This is a genomic window from Stutzerimonas chloritidismutans, assembly GCF_038562055.1.
Lineage (GTDB): Bacteria > Pseudomonadota > Gammaproteobacteria > Pseudomonadales > Pseudomonadaceae > Stutzerimonas > Stutzerimonas chloritidismutans_A.
On sequence record NZ_JBCFXD010000005.1, the window covers coordinates 100,359 to 127,007 of the forward strand.

Annotated in this window: 23 protein-coding genes; 11 read left to right on the top strand and 12 right to left on the bottom strand. The window is 59.9% G+C overall.

Translation table 11 applies throughout. From position 1 onward, the window contains the following. The first annotated feature begins 40 nt into the window (after positions 1 to 40). Together AAGW23_RS09935 and hemH are read left to right on the top strand one after the other, a co-directional pair. The gene (locus AAGW23_RS09935) at positions 41 to 940 is read left to right on the top strand and encodes a TIGR01777 family oxidoreductase (RefSeq protein WP_342406323.1); all 900 of its coding nucleotides are present in this window, start codon (positions 41 to 43) and stop codon (positions 938 to 940) included. 72 nt (positions 941 to 1,012) lie between these two features. Further along, entirely contained in the window at positions 1,013 to 2,038 is a 1,026-nt protein-coding gene (gene hemH / locus AAGW23_RS09940) for a ferrochelatase (RefSeq protein ID WP_342406324.1), read from the top strand. Positions 2,039 to 2,075: 37 nt separating this feature from the next. Here the strand turns inward: hemH and AAGW23_RS09945 are convergent, their stop codons facing one another. The 5 genes from AAGW23_RS09945 to AAGW23_RS09965 all read right to left on the bottom strand — a co-directional run bounded on the left by AAGW23_RS09945 (position 2,076) and on the right by AAGW23_RS09965 (position 7,347). Next, entirely contained in the window at positions 2,076 to 4,712 is a 2,637-nt protein-coding gene (locus AAGW23_RS09945) for an EAL domain-containing protein (protein WP_342406325.1), read from the bottom strand. Positions 4,713 to 4,925: 213 nt separating this feature from the next. Further along, on the bottom strand, positions 4,926 to 5,372 hold the full coding sequence (locus tag AAGW23_RS09950) for a PAS domain-containing protein (protein ID WP_342406326.1): 447 nt from the start codon (positions 5,370 to 5,372) through the stop codon (positions 4,926 to 4,928). A gap of 357 nt (positions 5,373 to 5,729) precedes the next feature. Continuing rightward, a complete protein-coding gene (gene folX, locus AAGW23_RS09955; RefSeq protein ID WP_342406327.1) occupies positions 5,730 to 6,116 on the bottom strand; it encodes a dihydroneopterin triphosphate 2'-epimerase in 387 nt (128 codons plus the stop codon). Then, the gene (gene folE, locus AAGW23_RS09960) at positions 6,116 to 6,673 is read right to left on the bottom strand and encodes a GTP cyclohydrolase I FolE (protein WP_148924327.1); all 558 of its coding nucleotides are present in this window, start codon (positions 6,671 to 6,673) and stop codon (positions 6,116 to 6,118) included. The genes folX and folE overlap by 1 nt, the downstream gene beginning before the upstream one ends. 275 nt (positions 6,674 to 6,948) lie before the next feature. Next, complete coding sequence (locus AAGW23_RS09965) at positions 6,949 to 7,347, bottom strand: DUF393 domain-containing protein (protein ID WP_342406329.1); 399 nt, start codon at positions 7,345 to 7,347, stop codon at positions 6,949 to 6,951. A gap of 94 nt (positions 7,348 to 7,441) precedes the next feature. On the opposite strand from AAGW23_RS09965, the gene AAGW23_RS09970 reads away from it, so the two are divergent. From AAGW23_RS09970 to nahK, 5 genes are all read left to right on the top strand, one after another. Then, positions 7,442 to 8,398, top strand: coding sequence for a MerR family transcriptional regulator (locus tag AAGW23_RS09970; RefSeq protein WP_342406330.1), 957 nt, complete (start codon positions 7,442 to 7,444; stop codon positions 8,396 to 8,398). A gap of 105 nt (positions 8,399 to 8,503) precedes the next feature. Next, the gene (gene pqqF, locus AAGW23_RS09975) at positions 8,504 to 11,035 is read left to right on the top strand and encodes a pyrroloquinoline quinone biosynthesis protein PqqF (RefSeq protein WP_342406331.1); all 2,532 of its coding nucleotides are present in this window, start codon (positions 8,504 to 8,506) and stop codon (positions 11,033 to 11,035) included. A 278-nt stretch (positions 11,036 to 11,313) separates the two neighbouring features. Next, entirely contained in the window at positions 11,314 to 12,501 is a 1,188-nt protein-coding gene (locus AAGW23_RS09980) for a porin (RefSeq protein WP_342406332.1), read from the top strand. A 241-nt stretch (positions 12,502 to 12,742) separates the two neighbouring features. Further along, the gene (gene nosP, locus AAGW23_RS09985; RefSeq protein ID WP_425540825.1) at positions 12,743 to 13,882 is read left to right on the top strand and encodes a nitric oxide-sensing protein NosP; all 1,140 of its coding nucleotides are present in this window, start codon (positions 12,743 to 12,745) and stop codon (positions 13,880 to 13,882) included. Next, entirely contained in the window at positions 13,800 to 16,448 is a 2,649-nt protein-coding gene (gene nahK / locus AAGW23_RS09990; RefSeq protein WP_342406335.1) for a hybrid sensor histidine kinase/response regulator NahK/ErcS', read from the top strand. The genes nosP and nahK overlap by 83 nt, the downstream gene beginning before the upstream one ends. 92 nt (positions 16,449 to 16,540) lie before the next feature. Here the strand turns inward: nahK and AAGW23_RS09995 are convergent, their stop codons facing one another. From AAGW23_RS09995 to AAGW23_RS10020, 6 genes are all read right to left on the bottom strand, one after another. Further along, positions 16,541 to 17,206: a response regulator transcription factor gene (locus AAGW23_RS09995; RefSeq protein WP_342406336.1), complete on the bottom strand. Its 666-nt coding sequence runs from the start codon at positions 17,204 to 17,206 to the stop codon at positions 16,541 to 16,543. 334 nt (positions 17,207 to 17,540) lie between these two features. Next, positions 17,541 to 18,332 (bottom strand): ABC transporter permease, encoded by a 792-nt coding sequence (locus AAGW23_RS10000; protein WP_342406337.1) that lies wholly within the window; start codon positions 18,330 to 18,332, stop codon positions 17,541 to 17,543. Positions 18,333 to 18,387: 55 nt separating this feature from the next. Beyond that, positions 18,388 to 19,116, bottom strand: coding sequence for an ABC transporter ATP-binding protein (locus AAGW23_RS10005; protein WP_342406338.1), 729 nt, complete (start codon positions 19,114 to 19,116; stop codon positions 18,388 to 18,390). Next, positions 19,113 to 20,084, bottom strand: coding sequence for a YVTN family beta-propeller repeat protein (locus AAGW23_RS10010; protein WP_342406339.1), 972 nt, complete (start codon positions 20,082 to 20,084; stop codon positions 19,113 to 19,115). The genes AAGW23_RS10005 and AAGW23_RS10010 overlap by 4 nt, the downstream gene beginning before the upstream one ends. Before the next feature lie 31 nt (positions 20,085 to 20,115). Then, the gene (locus AAGW23_RS10015) at positions 20,116 to 20,607 is read right to left on the bottom strand and encodes a sel1 repeat family protein (protein ID WP_342406340.1); all 492 of its coding nucleotides are present in this window, start codon (positions 20,605 to 20,607) and stop codon (positions 20,116 to 20,118) included. Further along, positions 20,604 to 21,797: an ABC transporter substrate-binding protein gene (locus tag AAGW23_RS10020; RefSeq protein ID WP_342406342.1), complete on the bottom strand. Its 1,194-nt coding sequence runs from the start codon at positions 21,795 to 21,797 to the stop codon at positions 20,604 to 20,606. Before AAGW23_RS10020 ends, AAGW23_RS10015 begins: the two co-directional genes overlap by 4 nt. 152 nt (positions 21,798 to 21,949) lie before the next feature. Here AAGW23_RS10020 and AAGW23_RS10025 point away from each other — a divergent pair, with 152 nt between their 5' ends. From AAGW23_RS10025 to AAGW23_RS10040, 4 genes are all read left to right on the top strand, one after another. Continuing rightward, a complete protein-coding gene (locus tag AAGW23_RS10025; RefSeq protein ID WP_342406343.1) occupies positions 21,950 to 22,387 on the top strand; it encodes a copper-binding protein in 438 nt (145 codons plus the stop codon). A 36-nt stretch (positions 22,388 to 22,423) separates the two neighbouring features. Then, positions 22,424 to 23,707 carry a sensor histidine kinase gene (locus AAGW23_RS10030; protein ID WP_342406345.1) on the top strand — a complete coding sequence of 428 codons (1,284 nt, stop codon included), beginning with the start codon at positions 22,424 to 22,426 and terminating at the stop codon, positions 23,705 to 23,707. Next, positions 23,688 to 24,341: a response regulator transcription factor gene (locus tag AAGW23_RS10035; protein ID WP_342406346.1), complete on the top strand. Its 654-nt coding sequence runs from the start codon at positions 23,688 to 23,690 to the stop codon at positions 24,339 to 24,341. The genes AAGW23_RS10030 and AAGW23_RS10035 overlap by 20 nt, the downstream gene beginning before the upstream one ends. A gap of 204 nt (positions 24,342 to 24,545) precedes the next feature. After that, positions 24,546 to 24,863 (top strand): EthD family reductase, encoded by a 318-nt coding sequence (locus AAGW23_RS10040; protein WP_342406347.1) that lies wholly within the window; start codon positions 24,546 to 24,548, stop codon positions 24,861 to 24,863. Here the strand turns inward: AAGW23_RS10040 and AAGW23_RS10045 are convergent. Then, entirely contained in the window at positions 24,838 to 26,523 is a 1,686-nt protein-coding gene (locus tag AAGW23_RS10045) for a histidine kinase N-terminal 7TM domain-containing diguanylate cyclase (protein WP_342406348.1), read from the bottom strand. The genes AAGW23_RS10040 and AAGW23_RS10045 overlap by 26 nt on opposite strands. Positions 26,524 to 26,649 lie beyond the last annotated feature (126 nt).

Below are 26,649 nucleotides of genomic sequence, written 5' to 3' on the forward strand. Positions count from 1 at the left end.
GTGATCGGGGCGGGCCCACAGCTGAGATGCGGAGGCTGCAATGAACATTTTGCTCACCGGCGGGACCGGTCTGATTGGTCGGGCGCTGTGCAAACACTGGTTGCCACAGGGACATCGGCTCTGGGTCTGGAGTCGGTCGCCCGAGCAAGTGGCGGAGCGCTGCGGCGAGTCAGTGAAAGGCATTGGCGAGCTGTGCGAACTCGATCAAGTCCAACTCGATGCGGTTATCAACCTGGCAGGTGCACCGATTGCCGATCGGCCCTGGACCAAGTCCCGTCGTTTGCTGCTGTGGAACAGTCGCATCAAATTGACCGAGCAACTGGTGGAATGGCTGGCGACACGGCAGCACAAACCAAGGGTGCTGATTTCCGGCTCGGCGGTCGGTTGGTATGGCGACGGTGGTGAGCGAGAACTGAGCGAGGACGACAGTCCGGTTACCAACGATTTCGCTAGCCAGCTGTGTGCGGCCTGGGAAGAGAGTGCCATGCGAGCGGAGTCGTTGGGCATTCGCGTGGTCCTGATCCGGACCGGCTTGGTGCTGGCATCTCAAGGCGGTTTTCTGCAGCGTCTCAGGCCGCTGTTCGCGCTTGGGCTTGGCGGTAGGCAGGGCAATGGCCGTCAGTGGATGCCTTGGATTCACATAGACGATCAGATCGGCCTGATAGATTTTCTATTACACCAACCCGAAGCAGGCGGCCCCTACAATGCGTGCGCACCACAGCCGGCACGCAATGCCGAGTTTGCTAAAGCCTTCGCAGCGAGCATGGGACGTCCGGCAATACTGCCTGTGCCTGCGCTGGCCTTGAAGGTCGGTTTGGGTGAACTTTCCGGGCTGATCCTTGGTGGGCAAAAAGTGCGACCGCTGCGATTGCAGGTCGCAGGATTTCAGTTTCGTTTCGTGACATTGGATGCGGCATTGGCAGACCTGCGCAAGGCGTGACCGCTGTGTGAAAATAGCGTCGCGACCCGAGGGTTGCGGCGCGATCCATTAAATCAGTAGTTGGAAATGTGCATGTCTGAGCAGGCGTTGTTGTTGGTCAATCTGGGTTCTCCGGCGTCCACTGAAGTAGCTGATGTTCGCCGCTATCTCAATCAGTTTCTGATGGACCCCTATGTCATCGACCTGCCTTGGCCCGTTCGCCGGCTGCTGGTCTCGCTCATCCTGATCAAGCGCCCGGAACAGTCGGCACATGCCTATGCGTCCATCTGGTGGCCGGAAGGATCACCTCTGGTGGTGCTCAGCCAACGCCTGGCCGACGCTGTTCGGCCGTATTGGAAAGAGGGCCCGGTCGAGCTGGCGATGCGCTATGGCGAATTGTCCATTGAGCGCTCGCTGGTGAAATTGGCAGGGCAGGGCATCAGGCAGGTCACCCTGGCGCCGCTGTATCCACAATTCGCGGACAGCACCACGACCACCGTCATCGAAGAGGCACGGCGGGTGATTCGCGAGCGCGGCCTCGACATTCAGCTGTCCATCCTGCAGCCGTTTTTTGACCAGCCGGAATATCTCGAAGCGTTAGTTGCAAGCGCCCAACCGCACCTGGAACAACCGTTCGACCACCTTCTGCTGAGCTTCCACGGTTTGCCTGAACGGCATTTGCGCAAGACGGATCCGACAGGAGCGCATTGCCTGAAAACCGATGATTGCTGCCAGCGTGCCGAAGGCGCGGTGCTCGCCAGCTGCTACCGCGCGCAGTGCATTCAGAGCGCAGCGGCATTTGCCGAAAGTGCCGGCTTGCAACCCGAACAGTGGTCGGTGTCATTCCAGTCACGACTGGGGCGTGCCAAGTGGATCGAGCCCTATACCGAGGCGCAGCTGGAAGAACTGGCGGCCAGGGGCGTAAAGAAGTTGCTGGTGATGTGCCCGGCGTTCGTGTCCGACTGCATCGAAACGCTTGAGGAAATCGGTGATCGAGGCCGCGAACAGTTCGTTGCGGCCGGTGGAACGGATCTACAGCTGGTCCCTTGCCTGAACACCCATGAGCAGTGGGTGCAGGCGCTGGTCACCCTGTGTCGCCGGGCCCCGCTGGCGCTGTAAGCGGCCCATCTCAGCGTGGGGTACGCCAATGCGACCCTCACGCCACGGGTTCGAGCTCCAGCGCTTCGAACGCTTCTAGCGGCACGGGACGGCTGAACAGATAACCCTGGAACATGTCGCAACCATTGGCGACCAACAGTGACCGCTGCTCTTCCGTTTCGACCCCTTCGGCGATCACTTCCAGATTGAGCCCGGAGGCAAGCGCGCAGGTGGCACGGATGATGGTCTGGCTGCTGACGTCATCGACCAGCTGACGAACGAACGACTGGTCGATTTTCAGTTGGTCGAGCGGCAACCGCTGCAGGTAGGCCATGGACGAATAACCTGTGCCGAAGTCGTCGATCGAGAACCGAATGCCGTGCTGCTTCAGCGTCCTCATTCGGACCACCGCTTCTTCCATGTCATCGAGCAACAGGGATTCGGTGATTTCAAGCTTGAGCAGTCGCGGATCGGCACCGGTGCGTTCGAGCAACGCGAGTACACGATCCACGAAATCGGCTTGGTAGAGCAGGCTTGCACTCAAGTTGACCGCAAGCGTCAGCGTCGCCCAGCGTGCCTGTTTGGCCCAAGCGGCGAGCTGTTCGCAGGCCTGGGTCAGCACCACGAAATCCAGTGTTTCGATCAGCCCGGCCCTTTCGGCCGGCCCGATGAAGTGGAACGGGCTGAGCAAGCCGCGTTGCGGATGCTGCCAGCGAACCAGAACTTCAGCACCGACGATCCCACGATGGCGTTCAATTTGGGGCTGGAAATGAATCACGAACTCGCCGGCTGTCAGGCCGCGGCGGATTTCGTCTTCCAAGCGCAGGCGTTCTTGTACAGCCTGCTGCATGCGCGGGTCGAAGAAGCGCAGGGCGTTCTTGCCGGCCTGTTTGGCTTCGTACATCGACATGTCGGCGCGCTTCATCAGCTCTTCTGCGTCCCCGTCATTGCTGTTCAGCAAAACCACACCAATGCTGGCGCTGCTGTGCAGCAACAGGGCGCCCAGTCGGTAAGGCTGGCCCAATGCCGACAGAATCCTTTCGCCTATCTGCTCGGCCTGGGCTGCTGCGTATTCCGCCTTGGCATCCAGATCTTCGAGCATGACCACGAATTCGTCGCCGCCGAGGCGGGCAACGGTGTTGATGCCACGGACCTCACCGCTCAGGCGTTCGGCCACCATGCAGAGCAATTGGTCGCCGGCCTGGTGGCCATGAAGATCATTGATGTTCTTGAAGTTATCCAGATCGATGAACATCAGCGCGCCGTAATGCTGGCTGCGTACAGTGGCTGCCAGGGCCTGCTTGAGGCGATCGAGCAACAGGCGACGGTTGGGCAGGCCGCTCAGGGGGTCGTAAAACGCGAGATTATGAATGCGCTCTTCGGCTTGCTTGCGTTCGGTAATGTCTGTAAAGGCCGCCACGTAGTTGGATACAACGCCTTGGGCGTCCAGCACGGTGCTGATCGACAGCCACTCGGGGTATACCTCGCCCGTCTTGCGGCGGTTCCAGATCTCGCCCTGCCACGCCCCGGTCTGCTGGATTCTGCGCCACATGGTCAGGTAGAAATCGGGCGCGTGGCGACCGGAGGCGAGTAGGCGCGTGTCCTGTCCGATGGCTTCGTCTGCGCTGTAGCCGCTGATTTCGGTGAATGCCTGGTTGACCTGCAGGATGCGGTTCTTGGCGTCGGTGATGATCATGCCCTGCTGGGATTCGAACGCGATTGCGGCGATGCGACGCTCCTGTTCGGCTTTGGCACGCTCGCTGATGTCACGGCTCAAACACACCACGGCTGGCTTGTACGGTTGCGCCAGTGGCAAGCGCTGGGCGCGAACTTCGAATATCTTCAACCCGTTTGCGGTCTGTATGGAATATTCGAGCAGGCCGGGTGTGCCGCTGGAAAGCGTGTCACGAATCAGTTCGCGGAAGCGTTGTGACTGGCTGGGAGGGAGCACATCCTCCACCGTTTTACCGATCAGGTTTTGGTTGCCTCCTTGAAGCAGTGACGAGTCGTTGGCGATCACTTCTAGGTAACGACCGTCTTCATCAAGCACCAACAGCACATCGGGGATCGCCTGAGTGATGGCCCTTAAACGTGCCTCACTGAGATGCATTGCGCGTTCGATCTGATCACGTCTGAGCAGATCGGCCAATAGCAGACCCAATAGCATTACCGCTGTTGGCAGCACCAGCAACATAGGCACCGCAACCTGTTCGAGCGTAGGTGCGACAAGCTGAGCCGGTAACAACAACAGTGAGGCTACGACACCGCCATGCAGGACCAGGCCAAAGAGCAGTAGCTGCCAGCTGCCGACGGCGATCTGACCACGGCGATGGAAATGGCGGTAGACAAGGCCAAGGGCGATCGGCAGCAGTACGTTGATCAACCCGACCCAGACGCCTAAACCACCTACCCAGAGCCGATAGGCGCCGGCAATCAACCCCGCGATACCCGCGGCGATCGGGCCTCCAAACAAGGCTGCCATGCTCAGCACGACAGTGCGTGCATCGAAGATCACACCATCCTGCACGGATATGGGCATCAGCATGCCAACGATGCAGGCACCGCCGAACCAGATGCCGGCCGTGCATTGCGCCCATATCTGGTGGCTCTGGCCCCAATGACGCGCGGTAACCGATAGCAGCCAGCAAAGCGCAAGCAGCACCGTTGCGTTTTCAACGAAAGCATAGGAAGTCAAAGAAGCGAACCCGAATTCAGCTGCCGTCCAAGTTGGCAGGAATGTGATGGCAGATGGCAATTATTCGTGTTTTCCCAGCAGTCTGCATCAATAAATGCACTTTCCGGTCACAAGTCTTGCCGCAACTTCAGGTTGAAGCACATACCAGTCTTATCGGCAGCCGTGATGAAGGCTGAAGTACCACGGAGCACAGGCAGATACGCGGCACACTGGTTAGCTCTGGAGCGCCGAAAGCTGCTCCCGGAGTTGCTGGACTTCGGCTTCAAGCTCACGCACCCGTTGCTTGGCTTCGACTTCAGGGGTGACGTCCTTCTGGATGCCGATGTAATAGGTGAGCTGGTCCCCTTCGTTAAACACCGGCGTAATGGACAGTTCGTTCCAGAAGGCACTGCCGTCCTTGCGGTAGTTACGGATAATCTGGCGGCAGGGGGTGTTGCTTCGAACCGCTTCGCGAATCGCCGCAAGACCCGGCTGGTCACGGTCGTCCGCCTGCAGGAAGCGGCAGTCCTGGTAGAGGATGTCGTCGACCTCATAGCCCGTGAGGCGCTGAAATGCAGGATTGGCGTAGATCAGGATATTGTCGTCGCCTTCCTGCTCGGCGACCACGATCCCGTCGTTGGAGGCTTCGATTACCAGTTGCAGCAGTTTGGCATTGATCATCAGGGTGTCTCTTGTGCGTTTCTCGGCATTCTAGAACAACTACCTGAGAGCTGGCACAAGGCTTTTTGTAGCGAGGCTGCTACGCCCGTTGGCAAGTCGGTTGACTACTCACGGTGCCTAGGAAAGCGTACGGCGCTCGCACCGTCGTTCCGCTGCCGCAGTGCTCGCTAAACGGCTGGGCTAGTGGTTGTGAAGTAGCGGTCGTCAGCTCGAGTGCGAGACGGTAGGCACAGACCGAGCGTCTCGGCGCGGCCCCAGCCAACCCGCAGCCTCTGGGGCGGAGCAGAAGCTCTGATACCGGCGATAGAAAAAGCGCTGGCGAGGGCTGGATAGCCCATCAGCTGACGCAGGTAGTGTTCAAGAAATGCGCCGCCCGCCGCTGGCAGCGAGGGTGATGGAAACCGATTCGGCAAAACGCAGCGCATGTGGCTTATCCACCTCGACCTCGGCGTACTCAACGCTCGGCAGCCGCATAACCAGGTCCAGGATTTCCTGAGTCATGCGCTCCAGCAGGCTGAACCGATTGTGCTCGACGTGAGAGATGACCGCCTTGGTCAGGGTCCGGTAGTTCAGTGCGGTGTCTATGTCGTTATAGCGAACCGCATCGGCGGCCTTGTAAAGCACCGTCAGGTTTATCAGCACGTCTTGCTTGTTGAGGATTTCATCCTCGTTGATGCCGATGTAGGTGCGCAGACGTAGATCCTTGATCCGGATCCGAGCCATGCCGGGTTCCAGACGAGGCATCAGCGATTCCCCCCGATCAGCTGCAGGAATTCCATTCGGGTGGTACAGGATTCCCTGAAGGCACCCAACATCACCGAGGTGTTCATCAGCGAGTTCTGCTTCTCAACCCCGCGCATCATCATGCACATGTGCTTGGCTTCGATGACCACCGCAACTCCAGCCGCGCGAGTCACTTCCTGAATCGCCTCGGCGATCTGGCGGGTGAGGTTCTCCTGAATCTGCAAACGGCGTGCGTACATGTCGACAATGCGTGCGATCTTGGACAGGCCGAGCACCTTGCCGGTCGGGATGTAAGCCACGTGTGCTTTGCCGATAAAGGGCAGCATGTGGTGTTCGCAGAGCGAATAGAGCTCGATGTCACGGACGATCACCATTTCGTCGCTGTCCGAGGCGAAAAGGGCGCCGTTGACCACTTCCTCCAGGCTCTTGCCGTATCCATTGCACAAGTACTGCATGGCCTTGGCGGCGCGCTTTGGGGTGTCGAGCAAGCCTTCGCGCTGCGGGTCTTCACCGACCCCCAGAAGTATTTGGTGAAAATGGCCGGGTAGTTCGTTCATGGTGGATCCTCTGGGAAGCCATCCGTAGGCAAACCCTACGTTTTTAGGACAGGCGAAGGTGTCAAGGGCAAGATGGACTGTTCAGCTTCGCTGGTGGTGCAAAGCTATACCAAATAAATTATCTGTACAAGAAAATTGCAGTAGCCTAGCGCCATGAGATCAGAGCCTGAACCGCTGAAATGTCTTGTCTCCGACGTCTTTAGTGACGCGTTGGGACGAACAATGCAGCATGGATAAGAATCGATGTCTGTAGAGGTTCGCTGGGTGGCAAGGTGTCAAAAAGGATCGCAACGGTCCGTACAACGGCTGCTGCCGCCGGGATGGGGTAGCCAGCTTAGATGAGGTCGCGCCAGGCTGAACAGCCAATAGGCGAGCAGGAGCAAGGGCCGTAACGGCCGCCAACCCAAAGGCGCGGCCCATTTGCCAAGCCCTGCCGCGCGCCAGCTCCAGTAGGTCGCGTCAAGACCAGTAATCCAATGCCCGTCGGCGCTGCGCGCGTGTAGCTTGCTGCGGAGCTGGTCAAGGGATCGCTCCTCACTAACGAAACCAGGCGAACTGATGTCTACCAGGCGCAGGCGCTCTTGTGTGGAATGACGCCGTAGCCATATGACCTCGCGGGCGCAGAGCGGGCAGGCACCGTCAACATAGAGCGTAAGCGGCAGCTTAGGAGACATTGCATAATCCTGTACGTGTATAACTTCTGTACAGCCTATGCCTGCAAGCCCTGAGTTACAATGCGCCCATTCCCCTGCATGAGCTGTGCGCGTCATGACTGAATTTGCCCGTGCCTCTTCGCTGCTTTCGTCTTCATCCCTCAAGCAGGAAGAGTTGTTCCCGATCCGAGAGGTTTCACGCCTGACGGGCGTCAATCCTGTCACCTTGCGTGCCTGGGAGCGCCGCTATGGTTTGATTCAACCGACTCGCACTGAAAGCGGTCATCGTCTCTATTCGATGGCTGATATCGATGCGGTGCGCAGCATCGTGGCTTGGACGGAGCGTGGGGTAGCCGTGAGCAAGGTGGGCAGCATCCTGTCGCGCAGCGCTGCAACCCGAGCGGCGGTGCCGCCGGAGCAGCAGGAAGCCGTCGCCGGCGAGTGGGGTGAATGGCAGGCTCAGGTGCAGCGGGCAGTGAGCAGTTTCGACGAGAGCCGCCTCGATCAGGTCTATGGACAGGTCTTCTCGACCTACCCACTACCGGTGGTATTTCGGGATGTGCTGTTGCCGTTATGGCAACAGTTGCTGGTGCGCCAGGATGAGTTCGGTCAAACCAGCGAGTGGCTCTTCCTCGACAACTTCCTGCGTGCTCGCGTGTTGCAACGACTGCAACTGGCCCGAGCCCAGGCGCAAGATCGCGTGCTTTTGGCGGCTGTCCCTGGTCAATGCCGCGAACTGGAATTATTGGTTGCCGGTCTGTTGCTTTCCAGCGACGAGGTAGCCGCCAGCGTTTTGGCCATCGGCCAGCCACTGGATGAGCTGACGCTGATCTGCGAAAAGGTGCGCCCGCGCGCATTGGTCCTGTATTCCAACGTTCCGGCCAATGCAACTTTGCTAAAGCAATTGTCCAAGCTTGCGCTGAGCCTCGACTGCCCCTTGGCTATGGCGGGTGAAGCGGCTGAGTTTTCTCAAGAAGGGCTACGCGGGTCGCCTATCGCCTGTCTGGGCAATGCTGGCAAACTGATGCAGCGCCGTCTGCTGCAGTTTCTCGATGGGCACCTGGACACCTGACGACAGCGGGCCTTGCCGAGCCTGATCAGGGTTTGATGCTTTGGCATCATTGTGTCAAGCGAACCTCGGCGCGATCCTCCAACTCTCAGCCGGAACACGTCGCCAATGCACTCGTCAGCCGATTCCGCCCAGCGACCACCGCAAAAAACCCTTGCCCACGGTTTGCGTGCGCGCCTGTTGCCGTTGGTTAGCAGCTCGAAGGCGGCAGCACTGGTGCGAGTGCACTCCGGCTCGCATGACGCGCCGATTGCCTATCCGGGATTGGCACATTTTCTTGAGCACCTGCTGTTTCTCGGCAGCCGAAACTACTCTGCTGCAGAAGGTCTGATGCCCTTCGTTCAAGGGTGCGGAGGCCAGCTAAATGCGTCGACCCGAGAACGGCATACCGACTTCTTTTTCCAACTACCCGCCAGTCAGTTCGAAGAAGGCTTGCACCGTCTCGTGGATATGCTGGCCCATCCGCTGCTCGATCCCGAAGCGCAGTTGCGCGAACGCGAGGTGCTGCACGCCGAGTATCTGGCGCGTGCACAGGATGCCGAAACCCTGTGCGATGCCGCTCTTGGATGCGCCATCGATCCACCCCATCCGTTCGGTGGCTTTCATGCGGGCAACCGCAGCACGTTGCCGGTGGAGGACCCCGGGTTTCAAGCGTCTCTGAGGGGCTATCATTGCCGCTTCTATCACACCGGCCAGATCGAGCTATTGCTGGCTGGGCCACAGGACGAGGGCGTGTTGCAGCGTCTCGCTGAACAGATGGACGCAGGGCTCGCTGCCCATCCGTACGTGTCACGCAAGACCTTGCCACTGTGCGCTAACGCCAACGCCTGGTTTCGCTTGCAACTCAGCAACGCTCAGCCACGCTTGCACCTGGCGTTTGCGCTTGATCAATTACCGGAACGTGCCGGGCCTGCGCTGGATTATCTTTCTGTCTGGCTCGCCTCCGAAGCACCAGGTGGACTTTCTCAACGGCTGCGAGAAGCCGAACTGTGCCAGTCGGTGAAGCTGCGCACCCCATACTGGTGTGCAGGGCAGGGCGTTGCGGTCATCGAGCTGTTGCTGACAGAGCGAGGGTTGGACGATCGCGCCGCTGTCGTCGATGCGGTGCTTGACTGGATAGCTTTCTTCTCGGATGACGCGCGTTGGCAGCCATGCCGTGAGGAGTACCAACTGATCCGCGAGCGAAGCCTGCAAAACGCCGAGCCCCTGGCACGGCTACGTTACTGGGTGGAACCGCAGGCCTGGGGCCTCGACAGTGATGAAGCCGAGATTCGCCAGGCGCTGCGGTCGCTCACGGCGCAGATGCTCGCGGCCCCGCCACTGGTCCTCACCACCGACATGAGCGACTGTCCGCCAATCGAAACCTGCGGTTTTCCGCTGCGCCTGAAAACGGAACCACCGCAGCGGACGGCTCCGGCTGCCTGGCACTGGCAACAACCCGCTATGAATCCTTGGTTGAAACCCAACATTGCTCGCCGTGAGGCGGTTGATATCACGCCTGCACTGCGTTGGCAGGGACCGGAAGATATGAGCGGGCAGGGCGCCCTGTTTCTGCGCTGGCAGTGGGTGCACGGCCAATCTTCCACTGCCTTGTGGCACGCCGTGGCGCATGCCCTGCAGCCAGCTGCATGGGCGGCACAACAAGCGGGTGTAACGCTGCGTTTCGAGGATTTCGGCAGTGCATGGTGTTTCAGGTTGGAAGGCTTTGCCGAGGCCATACCGGCAATTCTCAGCGACACCATTTCAGTGCTTAGCGTGCCGCCAGCCGAAGCGTTCGCCGAGGGCGTTGCGCTGGCCAATCGCGACGCGGCGCTTGGCAACGATGAGATGCTGATCCGCCAGTTGCTTAAACATCTGCCTCGACGGCTGACCAATGCGGCTGAGGTTGACGGCCAGCCGGCGTTCATCGGCCCTGGCTCACTGTCTAGGCGGTGGCAATCAGCGCAGTGGAGCGGCCTGGCCGTCGGCTTCGCGCCGTCCCTGGGTGGACCGCTGGCCGATGCTATCTATTCTTTGCCTGGAACGCCTGCGGTAATACCAACTGATCACAGTAAGCCGGCAGCGGTGAAACGTTGGCACGACGTCCGCGGCGACGGCGCAACGGCCGAAACCGGATTCTTGCTGTTCTGTCCCCTGCCGGACCGCACCGCCAAGTGCGAAGCGTCCTGGCGCCTTTTGGCGCGAGTGATTGAAGCTGACTTCTTTAGGCGACTGAGGAGCGAGTTGCAACTGGGTTATGCGCTCTTCAGTCGCTTCTGTCAGTTCGGTGAGCAGGCTGGAATGCTTTTCGCGGTGCAGTCACCGAGAGCGTCGGCCAAGGAAATTCTCGAGCATGTCGTGAAATTTCTCGACGACAGCGCGGTGAAACTGGCAGACCAGGCTGATAGTGAGGCCGAGCGAGCTGCACGCCAGGCCGGTAACCAGCACGTAGACAGCAGAGCAGACTTTCGCGCTCAGGCCGAACAGGCATGGCAGTGCCTGCAGGCGGGACATGAACTCGATCGATCTGCCGAAGTGGCCGCCGAAATGCGCATGCTTCAGCAACAGGACCTGATGGCAGCCATGGATGCACTGCGCGGGGATGACGCCAGCTGGGTAGCCGTGGCCAACGCGCCGGCCCCAGACCTGAGCTGGCGTTGACCTCAACACCTCCTAAACACCTCCAGTTGCTACACCCTGACCGCGCATACGCGGGTCCAGGCCTGCCGGCGTTGTGCCTGGGTGAGCTACTTAAGCGTAACGGCGTAAGACCTAAGCGCTACTCCGAACGGAACGGCGGGGAGGGCCTTAACGCCTGATTCGTTAAGCGTGGCGAAAGTAGTAGCCAGTCGCCGCCATTGGAGCGTATGGCCCTCCGGTTGTGCTTTCGATAATCCGCCTCGACACGACTGCCTGTCGTCACATCAGCGGAGAGCGCCATGCACAACAAGAAGAAAGCGGTTACCACACTATTGCCTTTGGCTCTGGCCAGCGCGATTGGCATGACCCTAAGCCAGTCGGCAGTTGCCGAAATCATGCTTTACGACAAAGACGACACCACCTTTACCGTAGACGGCTACTTCAACACTTTCTACGTGAGCAGCGACGTCGATCGCGCCGGGGAACAGTTCGACCGGGACCAGTCCCGCGTGAAGATGGGCTTCCTGCCCAATTACATCGGCTTCAACTTCGGCAAGCAGCTCGACGAGCTCAAAGTCGGCGGCCGCTCTTCTTTCTGGGTCACGATCAACGACAGCGATAGCAATGGCACCGAGACCGGCATCGATGTTCGCCAGTTCTACGGCACGGCGTCGAACGACCAGTGGGGCGAGGTGCTTTTCGGTAAGGACTTCGGTCTGTTCGGCCGCTCCAACATCTTCCTGGATGAGATGTTGACCGGCTATGGCCAGGTCAGCGACACACTGGGTCTGGTGGATTTCGGTGGCGTGTCGTTCGGCAACATCGGCACGGGTTACCCATACCCGTTCCCAACCTCCCAGATTACCTATCGCTCGCCAGTGATGAGTGGCCTGCGCGTGGCCGTGGGCATCATGGACCCGGTCGATACCACGAACGATGCCAGCAGCGCGCTGGACGAGGCCTATCAAGACAGCCCGCGGCTCGAAACCGAAATTACCTATCAGTTCGAAGTTGGCGGTGCCCAGATCTATTCCTGGGTCAACGGCATGCAGCAGACCTCGAAGAACACCGACAGCACCGTCGACGAAGTGGATTCCCAAGGCATCGGCTACGGCGTGCAGGCCAAGATGGGCGGTTTCTCCGTGACCGCGTCAGGCTTCCAGGCCGAAGGCATCAACCCCTTCTACACCAACAACGCTGGCGAAGCGCAGCTGCGTGACGTCGACAGCGACGGCTACCTGCTGCAGGGCTCGTATACGTTCGGCAAGAACCGCATCGCGCTGTCATCCGGCAAGACCAAGGATGACGGCAATGGTCTGGGAACGGCAGCCGATTACGAAACCCGTGGCATCGCCTATTTCCGCACCATCAATGACAACCTGAAGCTGGTGGCCGAAGTCAATCAGTTCGAGTTGACTGGCCGGGATACCAGTGCCATTGATGAAGAAACCCGCACCTACGCGATTGGTGCCACGCTGAGCTTCTAACCGAGCCGGCGACACTCAGACGGATGCCTTTCGGGGCATCCGTTTTATTTATTTAGGGCGCCACCAGCCGCCGAAGCGCAGGCACCGTGGTGTTTCGTCGCTTTGCTACCTTGGCAGGCCGCAGCCGGTACTGAAGTAGCATGTTCGTACCCTATGCCCTGACCAAGAATGCGGTCATACGATATCGGTGTATGGGGTGGGGTGCGTGGTCGAGCAAGAATCCTTAGCAGTGCGCACAGCAATGTCAGAAGCGCGGGACGCCGAAACGGTCGCCCAGGACCTGGCACGTCAGCTGATCCACCCGTATCTCGGCTTCGTTCTGTTCTTTTGCTCTGCCGAATACGATTTGCCAGCGTTGGGCGATGCGCTGCATCAGTACTTCGGGGGCGTGCGCATGGTCGGGTGCACGTCGGCTGGTGAGATCACCTCGCAAGGCTACGGGCGCAGTTGCGTGACTGCCATTGGCTTCGATCACCGCAACTTTTCCATTGCCTGTGAGCTGATCGATGAGATGGACCGCTTCAGCCTGACCGATGCACAACAACTGGTCGAGCGGCTGGGCAGCGATTGCCGCAGCAATTCGCTGGCGCCGATCAAGGATCACAGCTTTGCCTTGACCCTCCTCGACGGGCTGTCGAGTCGAGAGGAAATCGTACTTTCGGCGCTCAGCGCTGCCTTTGGCAGCATTCCGCATTTCGGCGGCTCGGCCGGCGACGACAATCATCTGGCCGACACACACGTTTACTACGACGGCAAATTTCACAGCGGCGCCGCAGCGGTCGTACTGATCAACACCTGGCTGGATTTCGAGGTGTTCACCACGCATCACATGTTGCCGCGCACCGAGAAACTGGTGGTGACACGCGTGGACAGCCATGCCCGGCGTGTCTATGAGCTGAACGCGGAGCCTGCCGCCGAGGAGTACGCACGGCTTATCGGCGTTGAGGTCAGTGATCTCGATCACCGCCTGTTCGCCGCCCATCCGCTGGCGGTGCGCATCAACGAGCACTACTACGTACGCTCGATCCAGAAGGTCAACGATGACCTCAGCCTGACGTTCTATTGCGCGGTTGAGAACGGCATCGTGCTGACCGCGATGCATCCAGGGCCGCTGATGCCCAACCTTGAAGCCGTGTTCGAGCGCCTCGCACAGCGTCTCGGCGCACCGCTTCTGACCATCGGCTGCGACTGCTTCCTAAGGCGACTGGAGGTCGACGGCCACGGCTCCAGCGACGATATCTCGGCCTTCCTCAGACGCCAGCAGGTGATCGGTTTCAACACCTACGGAGAGCAGTTCAATGGCATGCATATCAACCAGACCTTCACCGGCGTCGCCATCGGCCGGCCAGGTGGACGGGCTGGAGAACGAGGTGCCCGTTGAACAGTTCGACCGGCAGGCCGAGCTTGAGCGCGAAAACCATAAGCTGCGGCGCATCAACGCGGCGCTGATCGAGCGAATCGAGTCGAGCAGCACCGGGCGCGACGCGTCTTACGCCGCCTTCCAACATTCGGTAGAGCTGGCCGAGCAGGTGCGCGAACGCACCGATGCTCTGAACCAGGCGATGGCCGAACTGAAAGCCAGCAACCGCCTGCTCAGCGACGCCCGCCTGCGTGCCGAAACCGCACATCAGCATCTGGTCGATGCCATCGAGAGCATTTCCGATGCCTTCGTGCTGTTCGACAAGGATCAGCGCATCGTTCTGTTCAACAAGCGCTTCAAGGCGCTCTGGAGCCGGACCCGCGCACGTATCAACAGCGGCACTCGGCTGTCCGAGCTCAAGCGATTGGCGGAAAGCAGCGGCATGATCGCCGAGGAGCACCGAGGCAAGGCCAACGACCCCACGGTCTACCGCTTGCACAACGGACGCTGGGTGCAGCTCAGTGAACGGCCGACCCGAGAAGGTGGCCTGGTGATGCTTTACACCGACATCACCGAAGTGAAGATCAGCGAAACCATGCGCCGCGAGCAAGCGTTGGCGCAGAAGTCCCGCCTGTTGCAGCGCGCCGTAGACAACCTTTCGCAAGGAGTGGCGATGGTCAGCGCCGATGGAGGCCTGGAGCTGTGGAACGGTCGCTTTCTTGAACTCTGCGGCCTGGCGCCCATCGAGGCGCATCGACCATTCGACGAGGTAATGGCAGACAGTGAGCTCAAACTGCTGACGCCGAGCACCCGTGACGCCGATGGCCAGCCCCAGACGGAGCTGGAACAGCATCTGTTCGACGGCCGAACGCTTGAAGTGCGGACACATCCGTTGCCCACTGGCGGCTTCGTCAACACCTTCACTGACATCACCGAGCGATACCGCCATGCCGAAGCGCTGCGTGAGAGCGAGCGCTGGATCCGCCTGATCACTGACCATGTGCCGGCGCTTATCGCCTATGTGTCAGCCGACCTGACCTACGAGTTCACCAACAAGGTCTACGAGGAATGGTATCGCTGGCCGAGTGAAGGCATGCTCGGTCAGTCGCTGCGTGATATTCATAGCGGCGAACACTGGCAGCAGCTCGAACCCTATATCGACCGAGCCCTGTGCGGCGAAAGCGTCAGTTTCGAGATGGCTGAGCACAACCACTCTGGGCAGCAGCGTTACATGCTGCGCTCTTATGTACCAAACCGTCAGGCCACCGGCGAGGTGGTGGGTATCTTCGTTCTGATTCAGGACATCACCGATCGCCGGCGCACGGCCGAAGCGTTGCACCAGGCCTATCAGAACCTTGAGCAGCGAGTTCGTGAGCGTACGGCGGAACTCACCAGCCTCAACGACCAGCTATTGTGCGAAATCGACGAGCGCGCTCATGCCGAGGCACGGTTGCGCGAAGCCAAGCGCGAAGCGGAACTGGCAAACCTGTCGAAGACCAAGTTTCTGGCTGCGGTGAGCCACGATTTGCTGCAACCCTTGAACGCCGCTCGGCTGTTCACCAGCGCACTGCTGGAGCAACCCTCCGCACCGAGCGGCGGGTTGATTCGCAACATCAGTAATTCCCTGGAAGACGTGGAAAACCTGCTGGGTACCCTGGTCGACATTTCCAAGCTTGATGCCGGAGTGATCAAGCCGGATATCGCGCCGTTTGCCGTCAGTGAACTGCTGGAGACCCTGGCTGCGGAGTTTCGCCAGATCGCCGGCAGTGAACAGCTGCAGCTGGACTTCATTCCCTGTTCAGCATTGGTGCGCAGCGATATCCAGTTGTTGGCGCGCATCCTGCGCAACCTGCTGACCAACGCCATTCGCTACACGCCGCATGGCCGCGTGCTGCTGGGTTGCCGTCGCCGGCGGCAGAGCTTGTCAATCGAGGTATGGGACACGGGCATCGGGATCCCTGAGGACAAGCTCGAAGAGATTTTCCACGAATTCAAGCGCGGCGAAGGCGTGCGGCCTCAGCAGGATCGAGGGCTCGGACTGGGGCTGGCAATAGTCGAAAAGATTGCGCGTATTCTCGGTCACCGGATTCAGGTCAGTTCGGTCCCTGGGCGCGGCTCCAAATTTGCCATCGAAGTGCCCCTGGCCAAGCGGGCGCCTAAAGCCAGCGTAGAGCCGTCAGCTACCGACCAGCTGCTCGAGCGGCTAAAAGGCGCGCGCGTATGGGTGCTGGATAACGACACCGCGATCTGTGCCGGCATGCGCACGTTGCTGGAAGGCTGGGGCTGTCACGTTATCACGGCGCTGTCTGAGCAGGACTTGGCCGGGCAGGTCGACAATTTCCACGCCGATGCCGATCTGATCATCGCCGACTATCACTTGGATAACGGCTGCAACGGCGTCGATGTTGTCGAAACGGTTAATGCCCGGCGATCCAGTCCGCTGCCAGCGCTGATGATCACCGCCAATTACAGCAATGAACTGAAACAACAGGTGCGTGCTTTGGGCCACATGCTGATGCACAAGCCGGTGCGCCCGATGAAGCTGAAGACTGCCATGTGCCACATGATGGAACAGGGTCATTTGTAAGGAATTGCACCTCTGGAGCAAGGCGCTATCACCTTGCTCCTAGGGCTAGCGGGGCGTGGGGCCTCTTCGTAGGACGACCTGTTTGAGCACGATCAGCGGCGCAAGTATGCCGTGAAATCGATGTCACCCGCCGAGAGGATGGCTTGCACACGGTTGTGTACGTTGAGCTTGCGCAGAATGGCAGAGACGTGGGCCTTGACGGTGGTTTCGGCGATGTCGAGGTTGTAGGCGATCTGCTTGTTGGATTCACCTTTGGTCATGCGTTCGAGCACCAGCAACTGCTTGCGGGTCAGCGCCTGCAGCAGCTCGGGCGGGATGCTCTGTTCGTTGTGCTGGGAGCGGCGTGTGGTGGCCTTCTGGCTGCGGATGATGTCTGAGGGCAGGTAGACATTGCCGTTGAGGATCTGCTCGATGGCTTCGGTCATCTGCGCGCGTGGCGATGACTTGGTGATGAAACCACAAGCGCCATAGGTGATCGCCTGTAGCACGATCTGCTTGTCCTGTTCGGCAGAGACGATCACGACAGGAATGGTCGGTGCCTCGTTGCGCATGTTGATCAAGCCGTTGAGACCATGCATGCCGGGCATGTTCAGGTCGAGCAGCACGAGATCGAGATCGTCATTTTCCAAGGTCATCGCCAGCGCGCTGTCGAGGTCAGCGGTTTCTAGGATCTCGCTGCCTGGAAAACCATCCTGGATGACGTTGTGAATGGCTTCGCGAAAAAGCGGGTGGTCATCAGCGATCAGTATCTTGTACACGGCCGGTCACCTCATTGTTGTGATTATGGTGGGGTAGATCGGAAGAAGGCCTTCGTTGTGCGCGGCTTCGAGCGACCCATGGCGACCAGGGTGCGGCGCCTGTTCGATCAGGTTCTGTTCAGCGACAAGCTTGCCCAGTCCTGCAAAAGAAAACCATGACAAAACACGTCGTGGCCATTGCACGCCATAGCGTTTGGATGCGCTACAAAGCCTGGTGGGCTCTAGCATGTCCAGCTTTTCCAGTACTTCGGTTGGCCACATTACAGGGCAAAGTGCCGCACTTTGAAATCCTACAATCGACAGGAAAATCAGCACCAAAGTAGTAGAGATCGGCTCAGGTGGACCGTCGTAGCGCGGCGTGCTGCGGGTTGAAGCTGAGTACGGCCAGCAGGCTGAACAGCAGAGTCAGGCCCAGGCACACCGCCAGCGCCACAGGATTGAGGCGTTCGTACAACGCATAGCGAACCAACTCGACCGCATACGTAAAGGGGTTGAACGAGCAGATCCAGAATAGCCACTCGCTGGCTTCGCGCATTTTCCACAGCGGATAGAGCGCCGATGACAGAAAGAACATCGGGAAGATGACGAAATTCATCACCCCGGCAAAGTTCTCCAGCTGCCTGATGCCATTGGATAGCAGCAAGCCCAGCGCGCTGAGCATTAACGCAACCAGCAACAGCGCTGGCAGAGCCGTCAGCAGGCCTGCCGCAGGCGGCTGTACGCCATACAACCAGGCGATGAAAAGAAACGCATAGACCTGCAGCAGCGAGATCAGTGCGGTTGCCAGCAGCTTGCTCGCCAGCAGGAAGCTGCGCGGCAAAGGGCTGGTCAGCAGTACACGCATGCTGCCCATCTCGCGGTCGTACACCATGGAGAGCGAGCCCTGCATGCCGTTGAACAGCAGGATCATGCAGGCAAGGCCCGGCACGATCCAGGTCTCGTAGGTGATATAGGTCTCGTAGGGTTCGATGATGGCGATGCCCAAGGCGGCCCGAAATCCGGCAGCGAACACCGCCAGCCAGAGCAGCGGTCGCACCAGAGCGCTGAAGAACCGCGAGCGCTGCTGAACGAAGCGTAGCCACTCGCGAAATACGATGGCTCGCAGGCATTCCCAATAGGGCGTCATGGCGAGGATTCCTGAGTTGGACGTGGCCTGGGGCGTATGGCTTTGTTAGGGCGCATCACGCTGGCACTGCGTTACGCGTGAGGCGGGCAAAGGTCTGCTGGAGACTGCCATCTGCGGCAGCCAGCGTATCGGCTCGACCCTGCGCGACCAGGTTTCCGCGGTTGAGGATGATCAGTTCGTCACTTGCCTGCACCTCGTCCAGCAGGTGGGTTGTCCAGAGCACACTCATGCCTTGCTCATCGCAGAGGGATCTCACGTGATCGTTGAGGTTCTGGCGGCTAGCGGGATCGAGCCCCGCACTGGCTTCATCGAGCAGCAGCAGGCTCGGCTCGTGGAGGAGGGCGCGGGCGATTTCGACCCGACGGCGATGACCGCCATTGAGTTCGCGGACCTTGCTTTTGCGGCGCTCGCCCAGTTGCTGACGATCCAGCTCGACTTCGATGCGGTCGTTGGCGACCTTGCGCGGCATGCCATGCAGGGCGGCGTGATAGCGCAGGTTCTGCTCGACACTGAGATCCAGGTCCAGTGTGCTTTGCTGGAAGACCACCCCAAGCCGCCGCAAGGCTTCGCGCGGCTGGCTGCGCAGACTGAAGCCCGCCACCTGGATGTCGCCCTGCTGCAAGTCGTAGAGGCGCGTCAGCAAGGCGATCAGCGTCGATTTTCCGGCTCCGTTGGGGCCGAGCAGGGCGGTGAAGCCGCCGGCTGCCGTGTTGAAACTCACGTCGCGCAACGCCTGGCGTTCCCCGTAGGCAAAGCGGACGCCCTCAACCCGCAGGGCCGTCATGGCGCGACCACCACGCCCCAGGGATATCGGCCAACCTTGATCGACTTGATCACCTTGAGCGAGTCCACGTCGATCACCGAAACATCACCGCTGACTCCATTGGTGGTCAGCAGCCGACTCTCATCGATGTTGAATGCCATGTGCCAGACCCGACGCCCCACCAGCAGGTAGTCGAGTACCTCGTAGGTTTTCGCATCCACGACGGCTATGTGGTTGGCTGGGCCGAGCGCGACGAACGCGTATTTGCCGTCCGAGCTGAGTTTGATGCCGACTGGCTGGACCTTGTCGGGATGCACGCCCTTGATCTTGAAGTTCAGGGTCTTGATGATCTCTCGCTTCTCAACGTCAACGACGCTGATGGTTCCGCCGATTTCCGACGATGCCCAGAGCAGCTTGCTGTCATGGCTGAACTCCACATGGCGCGGCCGCTGGTCGACCAGGGTGTTGTCCACCAGCTGGTTGGTACGGGTGTCGATCCAGTGCAGCATGTTAGTGGTTTCGCTGGTGTTCACTGCCCACTTGCCGTCCGGGCTGACGCCCATGCCTTCAGGTTCCACGCCGACATCGATCTGTGCGAGCACCTCTTCGTTGTCGACGTCGACCACTGTCACCAGCGCATCGTCCTCGTTGGAGATGTACAGCCACTTGTTGTTCGGGTGCAGCGCGAACTGTTCCGGGTCAGCGCCGGATGGCAGCTGCTTGATGATCTTGCGCGTCGCCAGGTCCATGACCTGCACCGTGTCCGAGTCGCTGGCGCAGATGTAGAGCAGCTTGTTGTCGCGCGACAGCGTCAACCCGCGTGGACGCTGGCCAACGTCGAGTGTTTCGACCGTTTCCAGGGTATCCAGATCGATCACGCTGACGGTGTCATCCTTCTCATTGGACACATAGGCGGTGGCGGCGAGGGCGGATGCGCTGGCGCAAGCCAGTGCACAGGAAACAGCGGCAGCAAGGAGTGTTCGGGTCATCTGAATGCTCTTTTTTGTTGTATGGGTGCAGTTAACGGGCGCTTGAAGCGGATGATGGAGCCAGCCGCGACAGATAGGCATCGGCTTCGCGCTGGCCGCCTTTTGCGGCGCTTTGCAGCCAAACGCGAGCGGCATGTAGGTCTTTTCTGGTGCCACGGCCTTCCGCCAGCGCGACCCCGTAGTGATAGCGCGCCAGGCTGACGTAGGCGACATCATCGGGCTGCTCGGCGCCGCGCTTCATGAGCGCCGCGGCCTTTGCCAGATCCACCTCCACGCCGGCGCCGGATTCGTACATCTGGGCAAGCCAGATCATTGAGTACACGTCGCTCCAGCGCTCGACGCAGTCTTCGAAAATCTTGATCGCCGACGCATGATCACCGGTCTTTTCGGCGGCGTAGCCGTAGAGGCATTTGATGCGCTTGTCGCTGTCCACATAGCTCTCGTAGCTAAGATCGCTGGTCTGGGCGAATAGCGCCGGAGCGACTAACGCCAGGCTCAGCACTGGCCGGTAGTCGAGCTTCATGATTCCGACTCGCTCAGGCGGCATTGGCTCTCCGGTTGATCGAAGCCCAGGGTGTCCAGCTCGCTGGTGGGGTGCAGGAAGCCCTCCTGGGGCGAATTGCTGACCAGTCCCCGCGGATGTACCAGCGGAATGGGTTGGCGCAGCTGGCCGTTCCAGGGCCGGAACGTCAACTTGCGTCCTTTGAACCCATCGACTGGCAGTGTCCCGCTCAGCGATATCCGGCGGATTGCCAATGGGTCCGCCGTGCCGAGCTTGGTGATTGCAGTGGCCAGGCTGCGCACCCCGATCCAGGCGGCAAAATCGCGGTCGTTCATCCAGCGATCGGCATGGGCTTCGAAGCGTTTTTGCAGCTGCGCAGCACCAAAGGTTTCGACTGTCTTGTGCCAGGCGGTCGGGGTCAGACCCTGGGTGCCCACAACCGGCCGTGGCAACCAGGTGTGATAGGGCACGTACTCGCCGAAGTCGCCGCGCTCATCGGCAACCACGACCACGTCATATTCACCAGCTTGTGTGAACAGCGGCATGTCGGCTTGGGCAGTGCGCCGCTGGTCGTTGTCGAAGGACCAGGGTTTTTCCTCGATGATCTTATGGCCGAAGCGCTTGGCGGCACGCTTCAGCGCCTCGGCATAGGCCTGATCCTCTTCTGTCGGCCCGCTGATCAGCAGCCAGCGATTCCAACGGCGCACGGCAAGGAACTGACCCAGCGCGTCGGCCAACATGCTGCGGCTTGGCAGGGTGTGCAGCACATTACCTAGACAGAGAGACGTCCGCAGTTTGTCATCCGGACTGCCGGCATTGATCAGCAGGCTGTCCGGCATGGTTTCGGCCAACGTTTCCAGACTCTGCGCGGGAGCGTTCACCACAAACAAGCGCACGCCCTGGTTATGCAGCCGCCTCGCTTCGTCCAGAAGCTGCTCTGGGGTTTCAGCTGTGACGCTATCTAGGCTGTAGTTGTGCTTGAGAAAACGACCGGTGCTGTTGCTGTCGGCAATCGCCAGCTCGGCACCGCTCAAACCCGCATCAACCGGCTCGGGAATCACATTGGACAGCAGCGGGCCTGGGTCCGGGCGGTAACCGAGGTAACCGATGCGCGCTGAGAGTTCTGGCCCCGCCGCGCCTGCAGTACTGGCGAAAACGGCGCAGCAGGCAAGGGCGATCGAGCAACCGGTACGATACAAAAGAGGGCGCATGGACGGCTCCTATGGCGTTGCGGTCAGCATAGGAACCCTGCCGGGGCTGGGAAATATGCAGAAAGTACCAGCTGCTGTGTACCAAGGTAGTAAACAGGTCCCCGACAGCCACCTCTAGCATGGGGCCATCCATAACAAGAACGAGAAGACCCATGCCTCCATTCAAAGCGCTAACACTTCAGCTCCTGTTGATCGCCAGCCTGATCGGCTTTGACCAGGTGCTCGCCGCCGGCGACCTTACCCGTCGCACGCAATCGCTCCCGGATCTCAAATTCGGTTCCGAAGAAAGCGATTACGCGGTCTCGCAGAAGGAATACCAACTGGAGACCGGCGTCGCCTATCAACTCAAGGTCATCGCCGATGGCCAGAAAGAGTGTGCTTTTCAGGCCCCTGAATTTTCCCAGGCAATCTTCCTGCGCAAGGTGGAAGCGGGCGGTGTGGAGATCAAGGCCGTGACGCTCGTCGAACTGGAGTTTGAAGAAGCCGGCGAGGCGGAAATTTTCTTCCTGCCGATCAAGCCCGGCCGTTACCCCTTCTATTGCAAAGGGCTGCAGAACAAGGGCATGGAAGGGAGCTTTGTGGTCAAGTAGCGCATCGACCTGCTGCCCTTGAAGCGGACATTGAGTATGTCAGCACTCTGGCGTATCAGCCTGCTGGTCTCGCTGTTTTTTAGCCTGGTTGCGGCCATTTGCTTGGCTGTACTGCTGCGTCAGGCGAGCCAAGACGTAAGCCGTGAACTGACTGCGGCGCGTGCCGTGCTGAGCTATCTCGGTGATGTAGCGGAACGCGATCCCGCTGCACTCCAACCTGAGTTGACGCGTCATTTGCGGCATGTGCAGGTTCGCTGGTTGGGCCCGGGCGTTCCGAGCCGTGAGATCCGCCCGCAGCGAAGCACCTTGCTCGAGACTCTGTTGTATCCCGCCGAGTTGCCTGCGCCCCTGACGGTACAGATGCCTGAAGGTCGGACCTTGCAATTGAGCGTAGACCCACGAGACGAAATTGAGGAGGTAGAGGATTCGCTACTCCAGCTATTGGTGTGGTTCGCCAGTGCGTTATTGCTGAGTCTGCTGGCGATCCGCTGGGCTGTCAGGCCGGCGCTGGCCGTGCTGAACGAGTTGCTTGCAGCCTTTAGCCAGGTTTCCCTCGGCCGTCTCGATACGCGCCTTCCGAGTCACTCCCTGCTGGAGGCACAGCAGCTCTCCGGGCATTTCAACCGCATGGTCAACGCCTTGGAATATACCCGGCGAGAAAACGATGACCTGACACGCTCGCTACTGGAGCTGCAGGAGCGTGAGCGCACACAGCTTGCCCAGGCCCTGCATGACGACCTTGGGCAATACCTGGCCGGCATCCGCGCCCAGGCCTGCCTGCTACAGGCGATAAAAGACCAGCCGCAACTGGTCAGCACAACCGCACGTAGCCTGGACGACCACTGCGAACAGTTGCAGGACGGTTTTCGCAGGCTCACGCGCGAGCTCTATCCCGTGATGCTTGACCATTTGGAGTTGCCCGAGGCAATACGCCTGTTGGCTGAGCAGTGGCAAAACGCGCAAGGAATCGAGCTGCGCGTGCAGATCGACCGGCGCATTCCTTGTCTTTCTCTGAACAAGAAAGAACAGCTGTACCGTTTGCTGCAGGAATCGCTCACAAACGTGGCCAAACATGCCTGCGCCAGCTTCGTGCTGATTCGCCTGCGCATGAACAGTGGTCGACTACGCCTGCTCGTGCGTGACAACGGCAGCGGCTCCTGCGCATCCGGACGGCCTGGCATCGGACTGCGTTCGATGCATGAACGTGCGCGGGCGCTCGATGGCCGGTTGATCACATCGGGGCGAGCAGGTCAGGGCTGGGTGGTCTATCTGGACATTCCGATCAGGGAGTCATGCTCCAATGAAGATCCTTCTCGTTGACGATCACGCTGTGGTCCGCCAGGGCTACGCTGCGCTGTTAAGTGCCTTGCTACCTGAAGTTCAGGTCGTCGAGGCCTGCAATGGCGAGGAGGCAATCGCCAAAGCCCTGGTGGCGGCCCCAAGCCTGGTCATCATGGATGTCGGCCTACCCGGCATCAGCGGCGTCGAAACCACCCGGCGCTTATTGCAGCGGCTGCCACAACTGCGTGTGCTGTTCTTTAGCATGCACGACGAGTTACCTCTGGTGCGCCAGGCGCTGAATGCCGGAGCCGCCGGCTATATCACCAAGAGCTCGTCGCCGGAGGTGCTGTTGGACGCAGTACGCCGCACCTTGGCCGGCCATGCCTACATCGAGCAGGCGCTGGCCACCCAGTTGGCACGCAATCCGGCGGCGGCCAATGTGCAGGATCCACGCTTGCAAGGGATGACCCAGCGTGAGTTTGAAATTTTCGTGATGCTCGCCAAGGGCACCCCAACGAGGCTGATTGCCGAGCGGCTTTGCATCAGTGGCAAGACGGTTTCCAACTACCTGACGCTACTCAAGAGCAAGCTGCAGGTCAGCTCCCATGCTGAGCTGGTTCATCTGGCCATCGATACCGGTATCGTCCGGGTGGGCGATCGGGCAGCCGGTTAGCTCGGTCTGCCACGATTGGATTGGCACTGCCTTAGTTGGTGACGGCTAGGGCTGATAGTGCGATTGCAAAAACCTAGGTCCTCGCGGAATGTCAGAGTTCGGGCATCGCGTCTTCGTGCCTGATCGTCGATGATGCTCCCGTAACGGCGGCAAGCGAGCTTGGAGCATAGATCCCAACCCCACCCCACATAGAGGCAATTGAGCATGATCAAAGTCAGCGTGATGTATCCCAATACCCCAGGTGCTAGGTTCGATCACGACTACTATCGCGAAAAGCACCTACCGTTGCTCAAGGCTCGCATGGGCGACGCCTGTCTTTACTACACCATCGATAAGGCCATCTGCGGGCGCACTCCTGACGAGCCGGCGCCCTATATCGCGATGTGTCACATTTTCAGCGAGTCGCTGGAAGCCTTCCAAGCGGGGATTGCACCTCACGCCGAGGAGATCGTTGCGGACATTGCCAATTACACCGACCTGACGCCGGACCGGCAGATCAGCGAGGTGGTGGTAGGGCACTGACGGTCGCTTGGACAGTGCCGGGCATCGCCACGACCCGGTTGCGTCCACCGTCCTTGGCCAGGTAGAGCTGCCGGTCGGCCTGCTGCATGAGGCCGTCCAGGTCACTGGCTTGTGAGGGGAAATGCGCGATGCCGATCGACATGGTCAGGTGCAGCAGGCCGGCACGCGTCTCCAGCGCTTGATCCGCGAACCGTTCGCAGAGATGCGCCAGCTTTTCCAAGGCTTCGGCCGGCTGAGTAGACGGCAGTATCAGCAAAAACTCCTCGCCACCGATACGAAAGACCGCATCGGTGGTGCGCAATTCGTTCAACAGAAATGCTGCCACAGCTTTCAACGCATCATCGCCAGCTGCGTGACCATGGGTGTCGTTCAGCCGCTTGAAGTGATCCAGGTCGATCATCGCCAATGCGATAGGCGCATCATCACGCTGTGCTCTGGCGGCCTCGCGCGCAAAGAATTCTTCCAGGTGACGACGGTTGTAGAGGTCGGTCAGTGGATCGCGTAGTGCCTGGTCCTGCAGGGTTTTGTGAAGGCCGGAAATGGTCGCCAATCGCTGTTCGCTCAATGCCAGCGCTTCTGCCAGTTGCTGCTGGCTGCGTTGGAATTCGGTGATATCGCGCAGATAAAGCATCTGCCCAAGGGTCACGGTTCCTTCGCGCGTGGAGCGACAAATCGCACGGACACGCACCTCGAAGTGCTGTTGCCGTGCCTCGACGCTTACCCGCTGCGGTGTGTCACCCGGCTCTGCCTGCTGCACCATCCCTTCCAACGTACTACCGATATAGGGCCATTGCGCCAATGCGCAGCCATGCCAGCCCTGTTTCAGGTTCGCCATGCGGAGTGCAGCCGGGTTGGCCTCGATCACGCGGCGTTGTGGGTCGATCACCAACACCGGGTCCATCAGTGCATCGAGGAGCAGATGGCGCGCCACCGGCAACAGATCGAACAGACGCAGCCCGCTGATCAACCAGCCAAAACCCGCCACGGTCAACGCAAAGCTGAACGGCGTTGGGTCGAAGCCGAACAGGGTCCAGCCGAAAGCGACGTAGCTGATATTGGCGGCCCAGGGAATCGTCGTCAGTATCAGGAAAACCAGGTAGTGCCGTCGATGCAGGCCGCTGCTGAGTGTCACTGCGCGCAGCGTGATACCAATGCAGAAAATCATGAAGGGGTAACCGTAAGCCGCGGCCAGATAGAACAATGGTCCATGCTGGTAGACGATAGGCGCGTTGGGCTCTGATGAGATTGGCGCGCTGGCCGAACCGTAGAACAGAACATGCCAGGGGTTGCTCAGCGCCAGCAGCCAGAACAGCGCAGGCATCACCATCAAGCCGATCACGGTGATCGGCTTAAGCGGGCTATGGACGCTGTTGACGTATTGCCAGAGAAAAACCGACCAGAACGTCGGCACGCCAAGAATGGCGGGCCATGCCATGCCTGCCCAGAACATCTTGCAGCTCTGCTGGTGCACGCTCATTTCCAATGCGGCAACGCCGAGCCACCAGAGAATCGCCAGGTGCATCAAGCTAAAAGCGGAACTACCAGCGAATTGTCGCTGATGGCGAATCCAGCGAGCCAATACCGCAACGCCGAGGCCAACCAGCAGAGTCATCAGCACGGGGGCTGAAAAACTCCAGTCTGAATTCAAGCAGGCCGACATCTGGCCGTCCTCTGGCAAATCGATACGTGCGCCAATGCGCATTTTGAGCGGCGAAGATACCTGAAAGCGGAGTACCTGACACGAATGTTTGTAGTGGCATTGTGCCTGGTTAGTGGGGTTCTAACA

What these genes read in the sequence shown, in the direction of transcription:
- AAGW23_RS10010 (WP_342406339.1), bottom strand. Translation starts at nt 20,084, where the DNA reads ATGACCCGAACACTCCTTGCTGCCGCTGTTTCCTGTGCACTGGCTTGC.
- AAGW23_RS10045 (WP_342406348.1), bottom strand. Translation starts at nt 26,523, where the DNA reads ATGTCGGCCTGCTTGAATTCAGACTGGAGTTTTTCAGCCCCCGTGCTG.
- AAGW23_RS10025 (WP_342406343.1), top strand. Translation starts at nt 21,950, where the DNA reads ATGCCTCCATTCAAAGCGCTAACACTTCAGCTCCTGTTGATCGCCAGC.
- AAGW23_RS09970 (WP_342406330.1), top strand. Translation starts at nt 7,442, where the DNA reads ATGACTGAATTTGCCCGTGCCTCTTCGCTGCTTTCGTCTTCATCCCTC.
- folE (WP_148924327.1), bottom strand. Translation starts at nt 6,673, where the DNA reads ATGAACGAACTACCCGGCCATTTTCACCAAATACTTCTGGGGGTCGGT.
- AAGW23_RS09980 (WP_342406332.1), top strand. Translation starts at nt 11,314, where the DNA reads ATGCACAACAAGAAGAAAGCGGTTACCACACTATTGCCTTTGGCTCTG.
- AAGW23_RS10040 (WP_342406347.1), top strand. Translation starts at nt 24,546, where the DNA reads ATGATCAAAGTCAGCGTGATGTATCCCAATACCCCAGGTGCTAGGTTC.
- nahK (WP_342406335.1), top strand. Translation starts at nt 13,800, where the DNA reads ATGGCATGCATATCAACCAGACCTTCACCGGCGTCGCCATCGGCCGGC.
- hemH (WP_342406324.1), top strand. Translation starts at nt 1,013, where the DNA reads ATGTCTGAGCAGGCGTTGTTGTTGGTCAATCTGGGTTCTCCGGCGTCC.
- AAGW23_RS10030 (WP_342406345.1), top strand. Translation starts at nt 22,424, where the DNA reads ATGTCAGCACTCTGGCGTATCAGCCTGCTGGTCTCGCTGTTTTTTAGC.
- AAGW23_RS10015 (WP_342406340.1), bottom strand. Translation starts at nt 20,607, where the DNA reads ATGAAGCTCGACTACCGGCCAGTGCTGAGCCTGGCGTTAGTCGCTCCG.
- AAGW23_RS10000 (WP_342406337.1), bottom strand. Translation starts at nt 18,332, where the DNA reads ATGACGCCCTATTGGGAATGCCTGCGAGCCATCGTATTTCGCGAGTGG.
- AAGW23_RS09950 (WP_342406326.1), bottom strand. Translation starts at nt 5,372, where the DNA reads ATGATCAATGCCAAACTGCTGCAACTGGTAATCGAAGCCTCCAACGAC.
- AAGW23_RS10035 (WP_342406346.1), top strand. Translation starts at nt 23,688, where the DNA reads ATGAAGATCCTTCTCGTTGACGATCACGCTGTGGTCCGCCAGGGCTAC.
- folX (WP_342406327.1), bottom strand. Translation starts at nt 6,116, where the DNA reads ATGCCTCGTCTGGAACCCGGCATGGCTCGGATCCGGATCAAGGATCTA.
- nosP (WP_425540825.1), top strand. Translation starts at nt 12,743, where the DNA reads ATGTCAGAAGCGCGGGACGCCGAAACGGTCGCCCAGGACCTGGCACGT.
- AAGW23_RS09965 (WP_342406329.1), bottom strand. Translation starts at nt 7,347, where the DNA reads ATGTCTCCTAAGCTGCCGCTTACGCTCTATGTTGACGGTGCCTGCCCG.
- pqqF (WP_342406331.1), top strand. Translation starts at nt 8,504, where the DNA reads ATGCACTCGTCAGCCGATTCCGCCCAGCGACCACCGCAAAAAACCCTT.
- AAGW23_RS09935 (WP_342406323.1), top strand. Translation starts at nt 41, where the DNA reads ATGAACATTTTGCTCACCGGCGGGACCGGTCTGATTGGTCGGGCGCTG.
- AAGW23_RS10020 (WP_342406342.1), bottom strand. Translation starts at nt 21,797, where the DNA reads ATGCGCCCTCTTTTGTATCGTACCGGTTGCTCGATCGCCCTTGCCTGC.
- AAGW23_RS10005 (WP_342406338.1), bottom strand. Translation starts at nt 19,116, where the DNA reads ATGACGGCCCTGCGGGTTGAGGGCGTCCGCTTTGCCTACGGGGAACGC.